We start from the raw sequence: 16,628 nt of genomic DNA, 5'->3' as shown, positions 1-16,628 counted from the left end.
CAATGAAAAAGATATATATATCAATTTTTGCGCTATCCGCATACTTTTTCTCTGGATGTTCAAACGACTATTTAGATGCAGATCAAACAGAATCTATTTCTACAAAAGATATAGCATTGTTCAACAATGATGCAGGAGCAGCCACTTTTGTAACGGCAATCTATAGTAAGTTTTTAGATTGGAACATGACTTCATTTTCTTGGATTGGGTTGTCAAGTATTGCCTCTGATGATGCTGACAAAGGATCTTCTCCGGGGGATACAGGTTCAGATAAAGATTTAATGGACGCCTTAACGTACAATGCTTCAACTCCATCAACAAGTGAGATTTTTGCAGCTAATTATGAGGGGATTAACAGGTGCAATCAAGCATTAAGTATTGTTCCGCAATTAGACCAAGCTAATCCAGCTTTACGCACCAGATTATTAGGTGAAGCTAAATTTTTAAGAGCTTTTATGTATTTTACTTTGGTAAAAACGTACGGTGGTGTGCCAATTGTAGATCATTTGCCAAATCCATCTTCTGATGAAGACAGAATCATGCAATTAACACGTAAAACAAGTGCTGAAGTGTATGCTTTTATTGAAAGTGATTTGACTGATGCTATTGCGGCATTGCCAAACAAATCAGAATATGCTGCTGCTGAAAAAGGTAGAGCTTCAAAAGGAGCTGCTTATGCACTGTTAGCAAAAATAAATTTATACCAAAAAAACTGGCAGAAAGTAGTGGACAACTGTAATTTGATTACAGGATATGCTATTGTTCCAAATTATGCTTCTATGTTTAGACTAGCTGGAGAAAATGATGCCGAATCTATTTTTGAAATTCAAGGTACGGGTTCAGTTCCTGCTAAAGGAATCTCAGGATATTCTAATACACAAGGTGCTCGTGGTAATGGTGGCTGGGGTTGGGGTTTCAATACACCATCTCAAAGTTTAGTAAATGCTTATGAGACTGGTGATGTTAGAAAAAATGCAACAATCATTTTTGCAGGAACCACTTTATACGATGGTAGAGTTGTACCAACAACTGTTGAAAATCCTAGATACAATTTTAAAGCGTATTCTTCTGCTTTCACAGATGGTTGGGAAACTGATGTGAACATCAAATATTTGAGATATGCTGAAGTAATACTAATGAAAGCGGAAGCATTGAACGAATTAAACCAGACTACTGCTGCTATTCCTTTGTTGAACCAAATTAGAGCGAGAGCTGGATTAGGGAATACAACTGCAGTATCTCAAGCAGCTGTTAGAACAGCAATCTGGAAAGAAAGAAGAGTTGAAATGGCATTCGAACATGATAGATTCTTTGATTTAGTAAGAACTGGTCAAGCAGTTGCTGCGTTTGCTATTGATGGTAAAACATTTGTTGCCGGTAAACATGAATTGTTTCCATTACCGCAAGCATTCATTACGCAAGCAAACGGATTATCAATACAAAATCTGGGTTATTAATTTAAAAAAACAGTAAAATGAAAAAAAATAAATATATTTTCTTATTTGCTTTTGTTCTAGCTTCTCAATTTTTTGTGAGCTGTAATGAGGACAGTATAGATAAAGTAAACAGCCCAATTCCCTATGAGTCAATTGGAGGTTATGAAAACTCAGATGATGTTGCTGCCAGTAATTTGATTGCTAAATTTAGTTTTGAGAATACTATTTCGGATTCAAAAAATGGAATAACTGGTGGAGTTGGAACAAATGTGACTTATGGAACTGGAATCAAAGGGCAAGCCTATAAAGGATCTTCAAATTCTTTTATCGCTTATAGTACAGTAGCAAGTTCTTTGGTAGATGTAAAAAGTATTACCGTTTCTATGTGGATTAATACAAATCCGCATACAGGAGGAGCACAATCGTTATTTATGTTACCAAAAACTACAGATTTTTGGGGAAATATTTTCTCATTGATTGAAGGTACAGGTCCGGCAACTACTATGTTAATGAAAAATCATCTTCAAAAAGATGTGACACCTAGTATTGCTTGGTCAGGTCAGTTTATAGAACACAGTGGTACCAACGTTTTAGCTAATATGTTTGGAACCTGGAAACATGTACTATGGACGTACAGTGGAACGAGTTCTACTTACAGTATGTACATTGATGGAAAAAAGCTTGATTTGCCTGCTTCAATAGCAAAACGATATGCAAGCGATCCTCTTACTGGTGGAGTTGGGTATGGTGAACTTGCTAATTCGAATGTTTCTAAATTCATTATTGGTGGATTTCAACAACATTTAGGGACTCCTTGGGGTGCTGCTGATGGTTGGATGCTGAATTATACAGGTTTAATGGACGAGTTTAGAATTTATAAAACGGCACTTTCTGACAATGAAGTTGTTGCTTTATATAAATTGGAAAAAGATAACAGATAAAGATTTATTGACACACCTAGTTTGCATAAAACTAGGTGTGTATTTTTTAACTATTAATCCTATTATTTTTATAAAGATGAAAAACGGTTTATACATAATGTTTTTTTTAATTTTTTTAAATTCTTGTTCGTCTTCATCACCTGGAGGAAATAATGGTACTGGAACGCCATTACCAACGACTCCTACAACTCCTGTAACTGTTTTAACAGATACTGAAGCTATGGATCAGGTTCAAAAAGATGCTATCAAATATTTTTGGGATTATGCTGAAACTAATTCAAAATTAGCAAGAGAGCGTTATTTAACTGATGATCCAAGTTTTGAAGCTAATATAGTTACAACTGGAGGTTCAGGTTTTGGGTTAATGTCAATAGTCGTTGGTGTAGAGCGCGGATTTGTTAATAGAACTGAAGCTGTTTCCAGACTTACAACTGCTTTGACTTTTCTTGAAAATGCGGAACGTTTTCACGGGGCATGGCCACATTGGATAAATGGGACAACAGGTAAAGTAATTCCTTTTGGAACGAAAGACAATGGAGGGGATTTAGTGGAAACCTCTTTTTTATGTCAGGGTTTGTTAACCGTTAGAGAATATTTCAAAAACGGAACTACGGCAGAACAGGCACTTGCCATCAAAGCAGATAATTTATGGAAAGGTGTAGAGTGGGATTGGTATACCAAAGGCGAAAATGCGTTATACTGGCATTGGTCACCTACTTACGGTTGGGAAATGAATTTTAAATTGGAAGGATACAATGAGTGTTTGATTACCTATATAATGGGTGCAGCGTCTCCTACACATCCTATTCCGGCTGCAGCGTATCATCAAGCTTGGGCAAGAAATGGCGCAATTGTAAATGGTAGTTCACAATACGGAATCCCAGTAGTATTTAATTATAATGGAGCAACAGGAAACGTAGGTCCTATGTTTTGGGCACATTATTCTTATTTAGGTTTAGATCCCACTAACTTAACGGATCAATATGCGGATTATTGGGCATTGACTCAAAATCATGCTAAAATCATGAACAAATATTGTATTGCTAATCCACGTCAATGGAAGGATTATTCTGATAAATGTTGGGGATTGACGGCAAGTTATTCTCGTAATACTGATGGATCTACAGGATATTCAGCGCATCAGCCCAATAATGATTTAGGAGTGATTTCACCAACAGCAGCATTATCTTCTTTTCCTTATACGCCAGCAGAATCAATGAAATTTCTACATTATTTATATGATGAGAAAAGGAGTTCTTTAGTTGGAATTGCGGGACCTTATGATGCTTTTTCTCCACATTATAATTGGGTAACACCACGATATTTAGCAATCGATCAAGGTACAATTGCACCAATGGTTGAAAATTATCGTACAGGTTTATTATGGAAATTATTTATGAATGCGCCAGAAGTAAAACAAGGTTTAGTGAAACTTGGTTTTCATTCCGGAAAATATAATTTTTAGGCAAATATGAAACATACAGTTATAGCAATTGCCTTTTTATTTTCATGAAACTCATTTGATGATGTGGGACACAAAAGTTGGTCAAGAGTGTATGACAACCAAGAAATTTATGATTGGATGTTTAAACAAATAAAAACAGATAAAAAATGAAAATTAAATTAATACTACTACTTTTTGGCTTTTCGCTTTTTGGCTACAGCCAAAAAAAGACTGTTAAAAAGACGGTTGAAATTAAACCCAAAACCGAATTTGTATCCGAATTATTGTCTAAAATGACTTTGGACGAGAAAATAGGGCAATTGAATTTGCCTACTTCGGGCGATATTACAACTGGAGCTGCCAATAGTTCTAATGTGGCTAAAAATATTGAAGAAGGTAAAGTTGGCGGTTTATTCAATATCAAGTCTGTTCAGAAAATTAAAGAAGTACAAAAGATTGCCGTCGAAAAAAGCCGATTGAAAATACCGTTGCTTTTTGGAATGGATGTTATTCATGGTTATGAAACGACTTTTCCTATTCCACTTGGATTATCTTGTACTTGGGATATGAAACTAATCGAAAGAAGCGCTCAAATTGCAGCACAAGAAGCCAGCGCCGATGGAATCAACTGGACTTTTTCTCCCATGGTTGATATTTCTCGTGATCCGCGTTGGGGAAGAGTTTCTGAAGGTTCCGGTGAAGATCCGTTTTTGGGAAGCCAAATTGCCAAAGCAATGGTGCATGGATACCAACAAGATGATTTATCAAAGAATAATACCATTTTATCCTGTGTAAAACATTTTGCATTGTATGGTGCGCCGGAAGCAGGACGTGATTACAATACGGTTGATATGAGCAGAATAAAAATGTACAATGATTATTTTCCTCCATACAAAGCGGCTGTTGATGCTGGTGTTGGTTCAGTTATGGCATCGTTTAATGAAATTGATGGAATTCCTGCAACGGGAAACAAATGGTTAATGACCGACGTGTTGAGAAAACAATGGGGGTTTAAAGGTTTTGTGGTTACTGATTTTACAGGAATTCCTGAAATGATAGCGCACGGGATGGGTGATTTGCAAACGGTATCTGCGTTGGCTCTAAATGCCGGAGTTGAGATGGATATGGTGGGCGAAGGTTTCCTTAGCACTTTAAAAAAATCATTGGAGGAGAAAAAGGTAAGCATAGAACAAATCGATAATGCCGTTCGACTTATTTTGAATGCCAAATATGATCTGGGATTATTTAATGATCCTTATAAATATTGTGATGAAAAACGGGCAAAAACAGAAATTTTCACAAGCAGTAATAGAGCTGAAGCCAGAAAAATTGCTGCTCAATCATTGGTTTTACTTAAAAACCAAAACCAGTTGCTTCCTTTGAAAAAATCAGGAACTGTTGCCGTGATTGGGCCATTGGCTGATGCCAAAGAAAATATGGCGGGTACTTGGAGTGTTGCAACTAACATGCAAAAGTCTATTTCATTAGTGGCCGGAATCAATGAAGTTGTGGGAAATTCATCTAAAGTGCTTTATGCCAAAGGAAGTAATCTGGATTATGATGCGGCTTTCGAAGAAAAAGCAACCATGTTTGGTAAAAACTTGCACCGCGACAGTAGAACTAAAGAAGAATTATTGGCAGAAGCTTTAAAAATTGCCAATCAATCCGATGTGATTATTGCAGCACTTGGTGAATCTGCGGAAATGAGTGGAGAAAGCAGTAGCCGAACCAATTTAGAAATTCCACAGGCTCAAAAAGATTTATTACAGGAATTATTGAAAACAGGAAAACCAGTGGTTTTGGTTTTATTCACGGGTCGTCCATTAGTTTTAGTTCAGGAAAATGCAACTGTTCCAGCGATACTGAATACATGGTTTGCAGGAAGTGAAGCTGGAAGTGCTATTGCTGACGTTTTGTTTGGAAATGAAAACCCTTCGGGAAAATTGACGGCTACTTTCCCTAGAAGTGTAGGGCAAGTACCTATTTATTACAATCAAAAAAATACAGGTAGACCATTAGAGAACAAAGAAGGAAAGTTCGAAAAATTCAGATCTAATTACATAGACGAAAGAAATGAGCCTTTATTTCCTTTTGGTTTTGGATTGAGTTATACCACATTCGACTATTCGAACCTGAAAATTTCATCGGATAAAATGAATTTCAACGAAAAAGTAAATGTTACCGTTGATGTTACAAATACCGGAAATTATGATGGTAAGGAAGTTGTCCAGTTGTATATAAGAGATTTAGTGGGGTCTGTTACAAGACCTATAAAAGAGCTGAAAGGGTTTCAAAAAATCGTTGTTAAAAAAGGAGAAAAACAAACGGTAACTTTTGAAATTTCCGTTGAAGAGTTGAAGTTTTATAATTCTGATTTACAATTTATTGCGGAACCGGGTGCGTTTCAAATTTTTGTTGGCACTGATTCTAATGCAGAGAAGAAAGTTAGTTTGGAGTTGATTAAATAAATGTGGTTTGTTTATTTAGTGACGACCCTTCGGTATTTATATCGAAGGGTTTTTTTTAACCAAAATAAAAACATCAAAATCAATTAGGAAAAAGTAATGTTCTCTCAATCTTTAAAAGAAATGGTAAACTTTACACCTTCATTAATTTTGCTTTCCACTTCAATACGACCGCCTAAATTAGTGATGTGATTATAAATTAGGTAAAGTCCTATACCGTTACTATCAATATGATCGTGGAACTTTTGATGTAGTCCAAAAATTTTATCTTTAACTTTTTCCATATCAAAACCCAATCCGTTATCAGAATAAATTAATTGACTGATTCCGTTTACTTTTTTAGAAACAAGAGAAATAGAAGGTACTGTGCTTGGTTTCGAGTATTTTATTGAATTGGTAATTAAGTTTAAAAATATACTTTTCAAGTATTCTTTATTAAAATTAATTTGAGCAAGCTCTGAAAAATCGATATTAATTATGATTTTTGAATTTCCTATTAAAGAATTTATAGAAAGTAGCACTTCATTTAAATTTTCTTTCAAACTTAATTGTTCAATAGGAGCATTTAATTCCTCTTTATGAATTAATTCGTCCACTGATTTTTTTAAAGTTTGTCTTAAACTCTCTGTTGTTGTTTTTAGAATACTTATAAATTCAAGGGTTTCTTCATCATTAATTTTAGAAATATCAATAAGATCGAATACGGATAGTAAATTATTTACCGGAGACTTTAAGTCATGCGAAGTAGTGTATGATAAATGCTTGAGGTCTTTATTGATTTTTGTCAGATTTGCAAGGAGTAAATTCCGTTCTTCTTCAATTCTTTTTTTATGTGTGATGTTTTTAGCAATAGCATACACTAATTTTTCATCTTCAACGGGCATTGATGTCCAAGATAACCATACAATCTCGCCACTTTTAGTTAAATATCGATTTTCAAAATTTAAAAGCGGTTTGTTTTTATATACTTGTTCTCTAGTTTCGATAGTAATTTTAAGGTCTGATGCATAAACAAAACTACTTATAGGGTTAGCATACAATTCCTCGTCTGAATAACCTAATAATTTTGAAACAGCGGGATTTATTCTCTTAAAATAGCCATCAAATCCTGCAATACAAATAAAATCAGCTGAGATCTTAAAAAAATTATCGAAGTGGTATTCCCCATCTGAATCAGGATTTTTTTTCTTTATTGTCATTGAGTTTAACAGTTATTTGTTATTCGGATTTTAGATAAATACAAATTCTATAAATTGTTTAATTTATTGTTTTAAAAGAAACCTTAATATCCAAATTTAGCTAATAATTATTTATAATAAAAGCAATGGTAGGTACAAATTCATAAATTAAAATAAGTGAATTGCCATTATTTAAATAAAGTAGCGGTTAAACAAAACGAGGCTGTCATTTTACAGACAACCTCGTTTTGTATTAGTTAGAAATTACTTATATTTTGAATATTCCTCCAAAAGCAATTATTCTCTGGAGAAAGAAAAAATCTTGAGAGGCACTATCTTCGGTACTTTGAGTAGTTCTAATATCCTGCATGTTGATATAGCCACCTTTTAATTCTCCTTGAACATAAAAATGTTTAAAGAAAGTAATATTCAAACCAGCTTTCAAAGAAGTCCCATAACCAGAAACATGAAAGTCGTCATGACGTGGTTTTCCTAAAAGCGTCGTATTCGTTTTTGGATATAATAGACCAATACCAGCGCCTTCGGTTAAATTAATTTGGATTTTATCTGTATTTCTAATTTTGAATAATGACGAAATGTCATCATGTCTTGAAAATTCAGTATTTACATAATTTAGTCCGTCTGTATGCTCATAAAGCAAGAAGCTTTCAGTCATGACAGTAGATGTATTGTTGTAAATACCGTCATATGGGGCATTTCCTGTAATCGTTCCGGTTATGTTCAGCGTTTGATTTTGTGTCATCACGTATTTCATGTGATCCACTCCAATGGCAATACTGTAATGGTCATTTATAAAATACCCCATTCTAAAATTAGTCTGCGGAATAGTTATTTTTGACGGATTGATATAATCTACATGCCAACCTTTTGGCTTGTCATGAGCAATCATATCATCGAGAGTGAAATTATAGTCTTTACCGCGAAAAGTCACATCAGATTTGGTGTAATTATCTCTGTTTCCTCCCCACGATACAAAGATTTTTCCTTTGTTATGAGCGGTATATTTATCTTGTAATTTAATTTGTTCTTGAGCAGATGCGTTTGTTGAAAAAAATATGATTGAGAATGCGGAATAAAAAAAGAAATGTTTCAATGAATTGGGGGGAACTAAGTTTTAAAATGTATTTATCGTTTTTCTTATGGCGACTAATTTGGTCATTAGACCTTCAAAATAATCTAAATGTAGCATATTAGCTCCATCACTTTTAGCGTTAGCCGGATCAAAATGAGTTTCGATAAAAATTCCATCTACACCTACAACAATTCCTGCTTTGGCAATAGTTTCAATCATATCAGGTCTTCCACCAGTAACTCCAGCCGTTTGGTTGGGTTGTTGTAGCGAATGCGTAACATCAAGAACTGTAGTTGCATATTGTTGCATCGTAGGAATACCTCTAAAATCAACAATCATATCTTGGTAGCCAAACATTGTTCCACGATCCGTTACCATTACGTTTTGATTGTTACAATCCAAAACCTTCTGTACAGCGTGTTTCATGCTTTCGGGACTCATAAATTGTCCTTTCTTCAAGTTTACAACCTTTCCGGTATTGGCAGCAGCCATGACCAAATCAGTTTGGCGAACAAGGAAAGCAGGAATTTGCAACACATCTACATATTGCGCGGCCATTTCGGCATCTTCATTAGTATGGATATCAGTTACGGTAGGGACATCAAAAGTTTCAGAGACTTTTCTAAGGATTTTCAATGCTTTTTCGTCTCCAATTCCTGAGAAACTGTCAATTCTAGAGCGATTGGCTTTCTTAAAAGAACCTTTAAATACAAATGGAATCTCCAGTTTATCTGTAATGCCAATTAATTTTTCGGCAATACGCATTGCCATTTCTTCGCCTTCAATGGCGCAAGGACCGGCAAGAAGAAAGAAATTACCACTTTCAGTATGTTTGATCAGTGGAATATGTTGTATGTTCATAAAAATTTATTTTTTGAAAGTGCAAAGATAATTAGAAATAATGATTTAGTGTTTTTTTGAAGCTATTTCCTGCTATTTGTTACAAAATAAAATTCACTGAACTCCAATAAAAATAAAACTTTGTGAAGTAACTTTTTCTTTTTTGGAAGAAAAAAGAAAAGGATTTTCACTGTTAGCAGAGCTAAGGCAGTCGTGTTTTACTTAATTCTTTTTTAAACTAAGACCAACGGGGATCATTAAAATTCCTTTTTCGTAAATATTCAAATAGAGTTTTACAGGTTTTTTTTGTCCAGCCCATTTTATTTCATATACATCCAGGAAACCAGCACCTAAATCTGTTCTTTTTGTTGGAAAAGGGCAGCAGCTTTCTAATTTTACATAAGTGATTTTTTCTCCTTTAGGTCCAGCCAAAGCATTCAGAAAACGTTCCTGATTGATCATCTCGTTTGCCGTATTTCTATAAAATATATTGATAGGATAATCTTCATTATAACCATATTTTTTGTCTTTGCTGTATGCTGTTATTACAAAAGTATTTTCATTTGTAAGTGAGAGCGCAGGTGCATTGTCGTCTACGTTTTTTAAGGTAGATTTTGTGCTGACACAAGAAGCACTAAGTATTAATAAAGCGATAAAAGAAAGTGTTTTTTTCATGTTTTAATTAATTTTTTGGTAATACTTACAGCAATTATAATACGATTACCCGTTTAAAGCGGTACAAATATAAACAGAACTTTAAAGCCTATTACAATAACAAATATTAATTTATTGCACAGTTTTTTACGATTGTAACTTTTCTCACATAGATTGAATAATTTGCTTTATATATTTGTATAAAATTTATTAACTATGGATATTATTTTTCAAACATGGTCTTGGTATGTTTCCGGGTTTTTGATAGGCATGATTATGCTTTGTCTGATTTATTTTGGAAAAACTTTTGGTATGTCTTCTAATTTGCGCTCGCTATGTTCTATGGCTGGCTTGGGTAACCGAGTGGCATTTTTTGATTTTGATTGGAAAGCACAACGTTGGAATTTAGTTGTGGTTTTAGGTGCAATGTTAGGCGGTTTTGTAGCTGTGCATTATATGAGTGATTCCTCTAATGTGTCAATTAACTCTAAAACTATCGCGCAATTAGCACAATTGGGAATAGATGCACCAAACGGGAAATTAATGCCAGATGCACTTTTTGGCACGCAGATTTGGCACTCTCCCAAAAGTATTTTTAGTCTTATAATAGGTGGGATTTTAATAGGTTTTGGCTCCCGATATGCTGGAGGCTGCACCTCAGGACATGCTATATCGGGTTTAAGTAATTTACAACTTCCATCTTTGAAAGCCGTTATAGGATTTTTTATTGGCGGATTGATTATGGCTCATTTTTTATTACCCTTAATTTTTTAGAATATGAACGTATTAAAATATTTATTAGTTGGATTTGTTTTCGGAATTGTACTTACAAAATCGGAAGCCGTTTCTTGGTATCGCATTTATGAAATGTTTCAATTTCAATCTTTTCACATGTACGGAATTATTGCAGTGGCTGTTTTGACAGGTGTAATTGGGATTCAAATAATAAAAAAGAATAAACTAAAAGATATAAAAGGACAGCCCATAGAAATTCTGGATAAAGAAGCTGGTTCTTTTCGTTACTGGATTGGCGGATTATTTTTTGGATTGGGTTGGGCACTAGTTGGTTCTTGTCCGGGGCCTATATTTATTCTTCTTGGAGCTGGTTTCTGGAGTGTACTTTTAGTTCTTTTTGGAGCTTTGTTAGGTACCTTTATTTATGGATTATTAAAAGCTAAACTGCCTCATTAATTCTATTAAAACTTGAATAGCATTTTCTGAAAAAGGAAATGCTATTTTTTTCTGTTTAATTTCAAAATACCAACTGCAATCAAGTATTGTGCTAGTAGATACGTTGCCATTATCAGAAATGAACTTAATCGGATGGGTTCATAAAATTTATTGAAAGCCAGAATACTGTCCGAACATACAAAAACAACCGCTCCAAGTAATATATACGCCCCAGCAGGTTTACTCCATTTTAAATACCCTTTAATGGCAAATAGAAGCATAGTTGACAGTATTATGGCATAAACAAAAACTGGAATTTTTAAATCACCTAAAGTTGGTAATAATATTGATAACATCAGTATAAGATAGACTATGATAGCTGTGATTCCCACCCAGAAAACAGCTTTGTTTCTGGACGAATTTATCCTTAATTGTTTATTGAATAAAGCAATATAAGCGCAATGAGAAATTAGGAATGCGACCAATCCAATTATGAAATAGATTTCAGCTTTGTAAGTAAAAAGTAAAACGACATCTCCCATCCAAGAAAAAGTCAAGGCTATTAAAAGGAATTTCTTAGAAGGAAAATTTCCGCAGGAATAAACTGCAAGAAAAAGAAAAGGAATTAAAAAAGGTTTTATAAACCATGAAATGTCTTCTCTTCCCAAAATAATAAATAAAAGATAAGCGAAACTGATTCCAATATAGGCTTTAAAAGATAAGGTACTTCTCATGAATTGTATTTAAGATTATGCCGGTGCTACTTTTTCTTTTTCGAAATTTACACTTACAAAGTAGACTGTGGCTATTAAAGATAACGTAAGATATCCAATAATGATATAATTTGCATAAGGGAAAAGTTGATTCATTGAAAACCAGTCCCCAAAATAAGTAATAATGGCTATTCCAAAAACAAATCGGAGGATTTCCCAAAAGAGTGAAATTTTCCGGGTATCCATTAATTCAGTATAGCTATAAATTGTTACAAAAATAAATGCGCCATATACAAATACATTTGGTACACCAATTATTGCAATGGAGTTGTATAAATAGCTGATAAATAATAAAGTGATTATGGCTTGTATAATAGACCAAAACATCAGTTTTTTGGAATGCTGGGTACCATATTTTTCAAAAGCATAAACATCTTTAATCTTGTGTACGGGATATTTTTCTTCGAAATTTTCTGGACGCCATCCTGTTGGTTTAAACCAAATGGTAAATTTATCGTTCCAGTTTTCAGCACGCCAAGCATCTTTTATCAGCAGCCAAAGATGTTGAAAGTTAATACGAATAGGATTCCAAGTTTGTGCGGGTCTTGTAATTCCAAAAACTGGTGGCACTAAAGCTAATTCTTCTTGAAATGTCCCGAAAATTTTATCCCAAATTATAAATATTTGGGAATGGTTTTTATCCATATATTCTGGATTAATAGCATGATGCACCCGGTGATGAGAAGGCGAAACTAAGATGTTTTCCAGAAAACCAATTTTTTTAATGTGCTTGGTATGATACCAAAATTGAAGAAATAAATGAATAGGAAGGGTAATCGCAATGACTTTTGACGGAACTCCTAACAAAGCCGCAGGAATAAGCAAAAAGGTAAATAAATTAACAAAACTGGATATGGGTTGGCGTAAAGCGCAAGCTAAATTAAACTCTTCGCTACTGTGATGAATAGCATACTTGTTCCACAAAAAATTGATTTGGTGCGAAAAACGATGACTCCAATAACCATAAAAATCTATCGCTATAAAACCAATGATATACGCAAGAACGGTGGGTTCTAAATGAAAAATCGCAATTTTTGAAGCGATCCAATCGTAAGAAATAAGGGTAATACTAAGTCCTAAAACATCCTTCACGGAGTTCACCATACCTGAACTTACGCTCGAAACAGAGTCCATATTAGGAGCAGTATCTTCTCCTTTATAATGACCATACATTTTTTCTATTATGATTAATAGTAAAAAAATAGGCATTACAAATATTAATATTTTTCCGTATTCTTCCATAAAAGCCTGTTGTGTTGTTCAAATATATAATAAAAGTATATATTTTTTGAATTATTTGTAATAATTCTATAACAGGCTATTTGATTTAAATACCGCTAAATTATTTCAGCACTTAACCCAGCTTCCAAGAGTTGGCTGCACTGAGGTTTTAGCTTGTTATAAGGGCCTGTCTTTACGGTGCATTTTCCATTGTAATGAACAATCAACGAACATTGTTCAGCTTGTTCAGCAGTGTGATTACAAACACGTATTAAAGTTTCTATGACATGGTCAAAAGTATTCACATCATCATTATAGACAATAATTTCGTTATCAATGGATATAACTTCTTTTACACTGACTCTTTCTCTTACTTTTTCTTTAGTACTCATTTTGTAGGTTTTTTGTACTTGTATTATTAATAAAAAAAATAAAGTTCTAATTTACATATTTTAATGAAACCCAGTTGTTTCTTTCGAATTTTTTAACATAATTTAAACCTTTTTCTGTGCATGAGGCGTCAATAAAAGGGATGTCTTCGACATAGAAACCACTTAATAGCAAGGTTCCTTTTGGATTCAAACAGTCTACATAACTTTGCATATCGTTCAACAAAATGTTTCTATTGATGTTGGCAATTATTAAATCATATTTTTTGTCTTTCAACAAAGCTGCATCACCTTCATAAACTGTAATGTGTTCACAATTATTGCGTTCCGCATTTTCAATAGAATTTAAATAACACCAATTGTCAATATCAATGGCATCAATTGGTTGGGCTCCTTTCATTTCGGCAAGAATAGCCAAAATTGCTGTCCCGCAACCCATATCAAGTGTTTTTAAACCAGTAACATCAATTTCCAGTAAATGTTGAATCATCATATGAGTAGTTTCGTGATGACCAGTTCCAAAACTCATTTTTGGTTCAATTATAATATCAAATTCGGCATCCGTTTTTGGATGAAATGGCGCACGTACATGACAATTTCCATCTACATCAATCGGTTCAAAATTCTTTTCCCATTCTTCATTCCAGTTCACTTGCTCTATTTCTTCGAAACGGTAGTCAATATTAAATTCCTCAGATTGTAAAATTTGAATTTCATCAAGAATCATTTCGTCCCATAAATCTTTTTGTACAAAAGCAGAAATACCCGTTTCAGTTTCAGTAAAACTTTCAAAAGCTTTTTCTCCTAATTGGGCAATTAATATTTCGGACCCTAATTGCTTCGCCTGTTCGCTATCGCTCGAGTCTTTTGGTTCTATGGTAAAATGATATCCGATATAAATGTTTGACATTGTATTTTTTTTTTTGCAAAGGTAAGGAAATATTCAAGTAAATTTTAAATGAGTCATTATAAACCATAAGTCTAAACGCAATAAATTATTACAAATAGCAGGAGAAAAAGACGCTGTTTGATTTTTTTACATGAAATTGTTGATCGCAATTTTAAGGTCATGAATTGGTTTTAAGGAAATCTCTGTTCCACTCTCACCGTTTTGGGAATAATCGAATGGATTATCAAGGTCTTTTATTAACATGAACATATAAGAAATTAAAAATGTAACTACTAATGTAAAAAATAGTGAGGCATAAAAGGGTTCAATTTTTATAATTAGAAGACAGCATCCAATTAAAAAGCCCATTGCTTCAAGAATTGCATAAGCTGAACCAATGAATTCAGTGTCTCTGATGGTATCGATCCTCAATATCATTTTTCGAAGATTATTTTGTTCATTCTTCATTTTGATGATATAACCCGCTTGAACTCCTTCTTGATCAAGCTCAATAAAATAATGATTCATATCGCTTATTTTTTCTAATATTGATACGGTTTTTTCATTTTTGTAAAACCAATCAACAAGCGAATTGTAAAAGGTTTTTTGGGATTCTATAAATTCTAAAGCTGTTGGAGTATTTTTGCTTTTATAAATAGTGTAAGTGTCATCAAACAATGATTTCATAGATGCCGAAAGTTCACTTGGCAATTTTTCACTCTCTTTATAATCGGATAGCACACCGCTAATTAAAAAACCTATAAGGAATATGGTACCAGCCACTAAACTTGTAAAAAGGGCATTTAATTCAATTACTTCTAATCCATAATTATGGGAAAGGATTTTTAATGTTGCTGTTAAAATGAGTAAAGGGATTATTCGGATTGCAATAGACCATTTTTTCCAAATTTTCCTTCCTGATTTTTTAATTAAACCTTCTGATTCCATTTTTTTGTGTTGTATTTTTGAATTATTATTTGTAACTATTCTACAACTAAATAGAAACCATTTTGTTGTTACCAAGTCAAAAAAATGGCTTAGTTATAAAGATAAGATTGGAATAGTTTTGTTATTTCTAAGTGGGATAAAAAGAATCCCCAACTGCATTAGACTGCCCCAAATAGTGTTCAAAATTTTGGGGGCAGTCTAGAATTATTTCTCAGCAGGGATTCTTTAATTGTATAAAGACGATTTAGTCAATCGCTCTTTTTGTAATATCGCCAAAAGCATCAATTCTTCTGTCTCTAAAGAACGGCCAGTTCTGACGCACATTTTCTTGTAAGTCCAAGTCTACTTCGGCAATCAGGATTTCTTCTTTGTCGTGTGAGGCTTGCGCCAAAATTTCGCCTTGTGGTCCCGCAATAAACGAAGATCCCCAAAACTGAATTCCTGCAGTATCAGGTAAATATTGTTCTAGTCCGATTCTGTTTGCTGCTGCAACATATACGCCATTTGCAACTGCATGCCCTTTCATTACACTCATCCAAGCCCCATGTTGGTTTTCACCGTATTGCTCTTTTTCTTGTGGATGCCATCCAATTGCTGTTGGGTAAAACAGCACTTCTGCCCCTTGTAAAGCGGTCAAACGAGCTGCTTCAGGATACCATTGATCCCAACAAATTAAGGTTCCAATTTTTCCTTTTTGAGTCGGAATCGTTTTAAAACCTAAATCACCGGGCGTGAAATAGAATTTTTCATAAAAATGCGGATCATCCGGAATGTGCATTTTACGGTACAATCCCGCTTCTGAGCCATCGGTGTCAATGATGTATGCGCTATTGTGGTAAATTCCTGCCATTCTTTTTTCGAAGAAAGGAACAATAATTACCACGCCTAATTCTTTTGCCAAAGCACTAAAAGCAATAAATGAAGTGCTGTATAACGGTTCTGCCAAGGCAAAATTATCTACATCCTCGCTTTGACAAAAATAATGACTGCTGTATAATTCCGGCAACGAAATAACTTCGGCACCAAGGTTAGCGGCGTCACGAACCCAACTGATACATTTTTTCAGGTTATTTTCGGCAATATCATTAAGATTCAATTGTATGACTGCTATTTTATATTTCTTGTTTGGCATTACTAAAAATTTTAGAGTGCAAAAATAGTGAATTTTATAAAGATTAGAAAATAGC

16 protein-coding genes are annotated in these 16,628 nt (G+C 33.9%); 6 read left to right on the top strand and 10 right to left on the bottom strand.

The window, feature by feature from the left end:
* Positions 1-2: 2 nt before the first annotated feature.
* The 4 genes from ACNQGG_RS14830 (at position 3) to bglX (ending at position 6,289) form a co-directional block, all read left to right on the top strand.
* The gene (locus tag ACNQGG_RS14830; protein ID WP_417965232.1) at positions 3-1,457 is read left to right on the top strand and encodes a RagB/SusD family nutrient uptake outer membrane protein; all 1,455 of its coding nucleotides are present in this window, start codon (positions 3-5) and stop codon (positions 1,455-1,457) included.
* Positions 1,458-1,474: 17 nt separating this feature from the next.
* The gene (locus ACNQGG_RS14825) at positions 1,475-2,377 is read left to right on the top strand and encodes a LamG-like jellyroll fold domain-containing protein (protein ID WP_417965230.1); all 903 of its coding nucleotides are present in this window, start codon (positions 1,475-1,477) and stop codon (positions 2,375-2,377) included.
* Positions 2,378-2,474: 97 nt separating this feature from the next.
* On the top strand, positions 2,475-3,842 hold the full coding sequence (locus ACNQGG_RS14820; protein WP_417965228.1) for a glucoamylase family protein: 1,368 nt from the start codon (positions 2,475-2,477) through the stop codon (positions 3,840-3,842).
* Between the two features lie 146 nt (positions 3,843-3,988).
* Positions 3,989-6,289 carry a beta-glucosidase BglX gene (bglX, locus tag ACNQGG_RS14815; protein WP_417965226.1) on the top strand — a complete coding sequence of 767 codons (2,301 nt, stop codon included), beginning with the start codon at positions 3,989-3,991 and terminating at the stop codon, positions 6,287-6,289.
* Between the two features lie 104 nt (positions 6,290-6,393).
* Here the strand turns inward: bglX and ACNQGG_RS14810 are convergent, their stop codons facing one another.
* The 4 genes from ACNQGG_RS14810 to ACNQGG_RS14795 form a co-directional block, all read right to left on the bottom strand.
* A complete protein-coding gene (locus tag ACNQGG_RS14810; RefSeq protein WP_417965224.1) occupies positions 6,394-7,485 on the bottom strand; it encodes a PAS domain-containing sensor histidine kinase in 1,092 nt (363 codons plus the stop codon).
* A 247-nt stretch (positions 7,486-7,732) separates the two neighbouring features.
* A complete protein-coding gene (locus ACNQGG_RS14805) occupies positions 7,733-8,578 on the bottom strand; it encodes a hypothetical protein (protein ID WP_417965222.1) in 846 nt (281 codons plus the stop codon).
* Between the two features lie 21 nt (positions 8,579-8,599).
* The gene (gene kdsA / locus ACNQGG_RS14800) at positions 8,600-9,418 is read right to left on the bottom strand and encodes a 3-deoxy-8-phosphooctulonate synthase (RefSeq protein ID WP_417965220.1); all 819 of its coding nucleotides are present in this window, start codon (positions 9,416-9,418) and stop codon (positions 8,600-8,602) included.
* Between the two features lie 201 nt (positions 9,419-9,619).
* Positions 9,620-10,072, bottom strand: a complete 453-nt coding sequence (locus ACNQGG_RS14795; RefSeq protein WP_417965218.1) for a 2-dehydro-3-deoxyphosphooctonate aldolase — start codon at positions 10,070-10,072, stop codon at positions 9,620-9,622.
* Positions 10,073-10,267: 195 nt separating this feature from the next.
* Between ACNQGG_RS14795 and ACNQGG_RS14790 the strand changes: the two genes are divergently transcribed.
* Together ACNQGG_RS14790 and ACNQGG_RS14785 are read left to right on the top strand one after the other, a co-directional pair.
* A complete protein-coding gene (locus ACNQGG_RS14790) occupies positions 10,268-10,825 on the top strand; it encodes a YeeE/YedE family protein (protein ID WP_417965216.1) in 558 nt (185 codons plus the stop codon).
* 3 nt (positions 10,826-10,828) lie between these two features.
* Positions 10,829-11,242: a DUF6691 family protein gene (locus ACNQGG_RS14785; protein WP_417965214.1), complete on the top strand. Its 414-nt coding sequence runs from the start codon at positions 10,829-10,831 to the stop codon at positions 11,240-11,242.
* A 41-nt stretch (positions 11,243-11,283) separates the two neighbouring features.
* On the opposite strand, the gene ACNQGG_RS14780 is transcribed toward ACNQGG_RS14785, so the two are convergent.
* From ACNQGG_RS14780 to ACNQGG_RS14755, 6 genes are all read right to left on the bottom strand, one after another.
* Positions 11,284-11,955, bottom strand: a complete 672-nt coding sequence (locus tag ACNQGG_RS14780) for a lysoplasmalogenase (RefSeq protein ID WP_417965212.1) — start codon at positions 11,953-11,955, stop codon at positions 11,284-11,286.
* A gap of 15 nt (positions 11,956-11,970) precedes the next feature.
* On the bottom strand, positions 11,971-13,236 hold the full coding sequence (locus tag ACNQGG_RS14775) for a sterol desaturase family protein (protein ID WP_417965210.1): 1,266 nt from the start codon (positions 13,234-13,236) through the stop codon (positions 11,971-11,973).
* 95 nt (positions 13,237-13,331) lie between these two features.
* Positions 13,332-13,607, bottom strand: coding sequence for an ATP-dependent Clp protease adaptor ClpS (locus ACNQGG_RS14770; protein ID WP_417965208.1), 276 nt, complete (start codon positions 13,605-13,607; stop codon positions 13,332-13,334).
* A gap of 46 nt (positions 13,608-13,653) precedes the next feature.
* Entirely contained in the window at positions 13,654-14,514 is an 861-nt protein-coding gene (gene prmA / locus ACNQGG_RS14765) for a 50S ribosomal protein L11 methyltransferase (protein ID WP_417965206.1), read from the bottom strand.
* Positions 14,515-14,640: 126 nt separating this feature from the next.
* Complete coding sequence (locus ACNQGG_RS14760; protein WP_417965204.1) at positions 14,641-15,441, bottom strand: hypothetical protein; 801 nt, start codon at positions 15,439-15,441, stop codon at positions 14,641-14,643.
* A 244-nt stretch (positions 15,442-15,685) separates the two neighbouring features.
* On the bottom strand, positions 15,686-16,573 hold the full coding sequence (locus ACNQGG_RS14755) for a carbon-nitrogen hydrolase (protein ID WP_291248957.1): 888 nt from the start codon (positions 16,571-16,573) through the stop codon (positions 15,686-15,688).
* Positions 16,574-16,628 lie beyond the last annotated feature (55 nt).

The sequence above is a fragment of the Flavobacterium esculini genome (assembly GCF_048284325.1).
Taxonomy (GTDB): Bacteria; Bacteroidota; Bacteroidia; order Flavobacteriales; family Flavobacteriaceae; genus Flavobacterium.
Note: the sequence above shows the minus strand (reverse complement) of the source record. Positions and strands in the feature narration are given on the sequence as shown.

Excerpts from the sequence above, each read along its gene's own strand:
- prmA (WP_417965206.1), bottom strand. The coding sequence starts at position 14,514 with ATGTCAAACATTTATATCGGATATCATTTTACCATAGAACCAAAAGAC.
- ACNQGG_RS14820 (WP_417965228.1), top strand. The coding sequence starts at position 2,475 with ATGTTTTTTTTAATTTTTTTAAATTCTTGTTCGTCTTCATCACCTGGA.
- ACNQGG_RS14825 (WP_417965230.1), top strand. The coding sequence starts at position 1,475 with ATGAAAAAAAATAAATATATTTTCTTATTTGCTTTTGTTCTAGCTTCT.
- ACNQGG_RS14830 (WP_417965232.1), top strand. The coding sequence starts at position 3 with ATGAAAAAGATATATATATCAATTTTTGCGCTATCCGCATACTTTTTC.
- ACNQGG_RS14770 (WP_417965208.1), bottom strand. The coding sequence starts at position 13,607 with ATGAGTACTAAAGAAAAAGTAAGAGAAAGAGTCAGTGTAAAAGAAGTT.
- ACNQGG_RS14795 (WP_417965218.1), bottom strand. The coding sequence starts at position 10,072 with ATGAAAAAAACACTTTCTTTTATCGCTTTATTAATACTTAGTGCTTCT.
- bglX (WP_417965226.1), top strand. The coding sequence starts at position 3,989 with ATGAAAATTAAATTAATACTACTACTTTTTGGCTTTTCGCTTTTTGGC.
- kdsA (WP_417965220.1), bottom strand. The coding sequence starts at position 9,418 with ATGAACATACAACATATTCCACTGATCAAACATACTGAAAGTGGTAAT.
- ACNQGG_RS14775 (WP_417965210.1), bottom strand. The coding sequence starts at position 13,236 with ATGGAAGAATACGGAAAAATATTAATATTTGTAATGCCTATTTTTTTA.
- ACNQGG_RS14755 (WP_291248957.1), bottom strand. The coding sequence starts at position 16,573 with ATGCCAAACAAGAAATATAAAATAGCAGTCATACAATTGAATCTTAAT.
- ACNQGG_RS14780 (WP_417965212.1), bottom strand. The coding sequence starts at position 11,955 with ATGAGAAGTACCTTATCTTTTAAAGCCTATATTGGAATCAGTTTCGCT.
- ACNQGG_RS14760 (WP_417965204.1), bottom strand. The coding sequence starts at position 15,441 with ATGGAATCAGAAGGTTTAATTAAAAAATCAGGAAGGAAAATTTGGAAA.
- ACNQGG_RS14785 (WP_417965214.1), top strand. The coding sequence starts at position 10,829 with ATGAACGTATTAAAATATTTATTAGTTGGATTTGTTTTCGGAATTGTA.
- ACNQGG_RS14810 (WP_417965224.1), bottom strand. The coding sequence starts at position 7,485 with ATGACAATAAAGAAAAAAAATCCTGATTCAGATGGGGAATACCACTTC.
- ACNQGG_RS14790 (WP_417965216.1), top strand. The coding sequence starts at position 10,268 with ATGGATATTATTTTTCAAACATGGTCTTGGTATGTTTCCGGGTTTTTG.